Below are 2,182 nucleotides of genomic sequence, written 5' to 3'. Positions count from 1 at the left end.
GGGCCTGAGCGAGGACTGAAGGGACGTCGGCCGCTCGCGGTTCCGCACCGAGCGCATGCCGTCGGTGCGGGGCGCACGCGGTGCGCGCCGAATCCGGCCTGCGGGTCCGGCGCGCAGCAGCCGCGTCGAGACCTGGTCGCTCGCCCGCCGACAGCATCGTGTGCCGGCGGCCTCAGGTGTTGAGCAGACGGTCGAAGAAGGAGCGGTACTGCTGGAGCGCCAGCCGCAGGTCTTCCGTGGCGACCTGTTCGCCTTGGTCCCACTGACCCTCCAGCCCCTGCTTGCGTGAGGAGAAGGTCCGGGCGAGCGTCTGCATCACCTCGGCCACCAGGGCGTCCGCCGACTTGACCGCTTCCTGGGGGTCATCCACGAACCGGCTCTGGATCTCGCGCCACGTCCTGCGGTAGCCCTCTGCCTCCTCGCCGCCGAGCAGCGGTTCGTCCGCCGCCGAGGGCTGCTCGCCCCCGTGACCGGTCGCTTCCTCCTCCTGCGTGTCGCCGACGTCGCCACCCCGGGTCTCCGCCGTCGCCTCACCGGGGTAGGTGGGTACCCGCCGTTCATCGTCGAGCCGGGCGTCCGGCGCGGCTGACGTCGTCGCCCCGGGGTTCGCGATGTCTTCCGTCGTCAGCTCGGCGCCGACAGCTCGGTCGTCTTCCCTGTCCGCTGGGTTCCGCATGTTCACCGGCTCCTCTGGTCGTCGAGCAACTCCTCGAAGAGCGCGCGGTAGTGCACCATCGCGCCGCGGAGTTCCTCTGTCGTCGTCTGCCCGGTACCGCTGCGTTCCTTGACGTCGTGCGCGGCGCGGTAGTGCTCCAAGGTCCGTCCGTGTTCCACCGAGAGATCGCGCACCTGGCGGCTGAATCCCTCCGTCGGGTATCCGCGCTCGCGCATCAGCCGCGTGACCAGCTCATCGGCCTCGCCGACGGAGCTTTCAGGCCGGTCCACGAACCGCTCCTGGACACTGCTCCACTCGCGCGAGTACTGCTGACGTCGCTCCGACGGGAGTTCCTTGATCCCGAAATCGGCGTGGCGCTCCTCGCGGGCCCGGAGGTCGCGCTCCGCGGCCATGCGGCCGCCCTCGGCTTCGACCGTGCGGTCGTACTCGGGCCCGAACCTCTTCTGCAGGTGCCGTCGGCGGGACATGATCCACAACCCGACGCCGAGTGCGATGACCACGACCGCCGCGATGACGATCACGGTGATGAGCATGGTGTTCGACATGGCTCGCCTCCATCCGGGCCTCATCGGCCTCTGCCACGCGGCTGCCCGTGGTGACACCGGTCAAACGGGCCCGGTGGCCTGCTCCGCCTGCCGGGGTGCGGCCCCGTCGCAACCCCTTCCGGCACGAACCGCACCCCGCGCCCGCGCGGCTGCCGGGGACGCGATCGTGTCCGCCTCCCCGTACCGGCTGCGGCCGCGGCGGCCGGATCGGCGCGGACGGGTGCGATCTTGGGGGGTTTGAAAGGTCGGCAGGCTGGTCAGACGCCAAGAGGTACCCGTCCGCCGCCGTGAGCACCGCAGTGAGCAGCCCAGCAGCCCAGCAGCCCGGGTCGAAGACGTGTGCACGGCCGGTGGAGCCGTGCCGGCGTCCGCAATGTCGAAACGATCGGACCAGCGCCATGAAAGCTCGCCCCCACGCCTCGCACCCCTCCTCCGCCTCCCCTCCCGACGCACAGCGCCTTCTCGCCATCTACCTCAACGACCATCTCGCGGCCGTCGGCAGCGGCGTCTCTCTCGCCCGCCGTACGGCCCGGGCCCACCGGGGCACACCGGCCGGGCCGCCTTTGGCCGAGCTCGCCGGGCAGATCGCGGAGGACCGGGAGAGCCTGCGCGAGTTCATGACCGCTCTCGACGTCCCCGCGCGGTGGCCCCGGGTGCTCATGGGCCGGCTGGCCGAAAAGGTGGGCAGGGTGAAACTCAACGGTCGCCTGGTGAGCCGTTCGCCCCTCAGTGACGTCCTCGAAATGGAAGCCATGCGGATCGGCGTGGAAGGCAAGGCCTTGCTGTGGCAGTCGCTCGGCGTCCTCGCCGACACCCACCCCCACCTCGACCGGGCCGCCGTCGAGCGGCTCCTGTCCCGGGCGCGGCACCAGGCAGCCGTACTGGAGGGGCTGCGCGTGGAGGCCGCGGGGCGAACCTTCACGCCCACGGCCCCGGACCCCGCTCACCCCGGCCGGGGTCG

The 2,182-nt window shown here is 71.7% G+C and carries 3 protein-coding genes; 1 reads left to right on the top strand and 2 read right to left on the bottom strand.

The window, feature by feature from the left end; genetic code table 11:
* Positions 1-172 precede the first annotated feature (172 nt).
* Both ACWGIU_RS36330 and ACWGIU_RS36325 read right to left on the bottom strand, forming a co-directional pair.
* A complete protein-coding gene (locus ACWGIU_RS36330; protein WP_453712344.1) occupies positions 173-676 on the bottom strand; it encodes a hypothetical protein in 504 nt (167 codons plus the stop codon).
* A 2-nt stretch (positions 677-678) separates the two neighbouring features.
* Positions 679-1,221, bottom strand: a complete 543-nt coding sequence (locus ACWGIU_RS36325; protein WP_453712343.1) for a hypothetical protein — start codon at positions 1,219-1,221, stop codon at positions 679-681.
* A gap of 398 nt (positions 1,222-1,619) precedes the next feature.
* Here ACWGIU_RS36325 and ACWGIU_RS36320 point away from each other — a divergent pair.
* Positions 1,620-2,182: hypothetical protein (locus tag ACWGIU_RS36320; protein ID WP_453712342.1), on the top strand; the 563-nt coding region annotated here is incomplete at its 3' end.

This window comes from Streptomyces sp. NPDC054840, from assembly GCF_053611065.1.
This window is presented reverse-complemented; position numbering and strand designations above follow the sequence as displayed.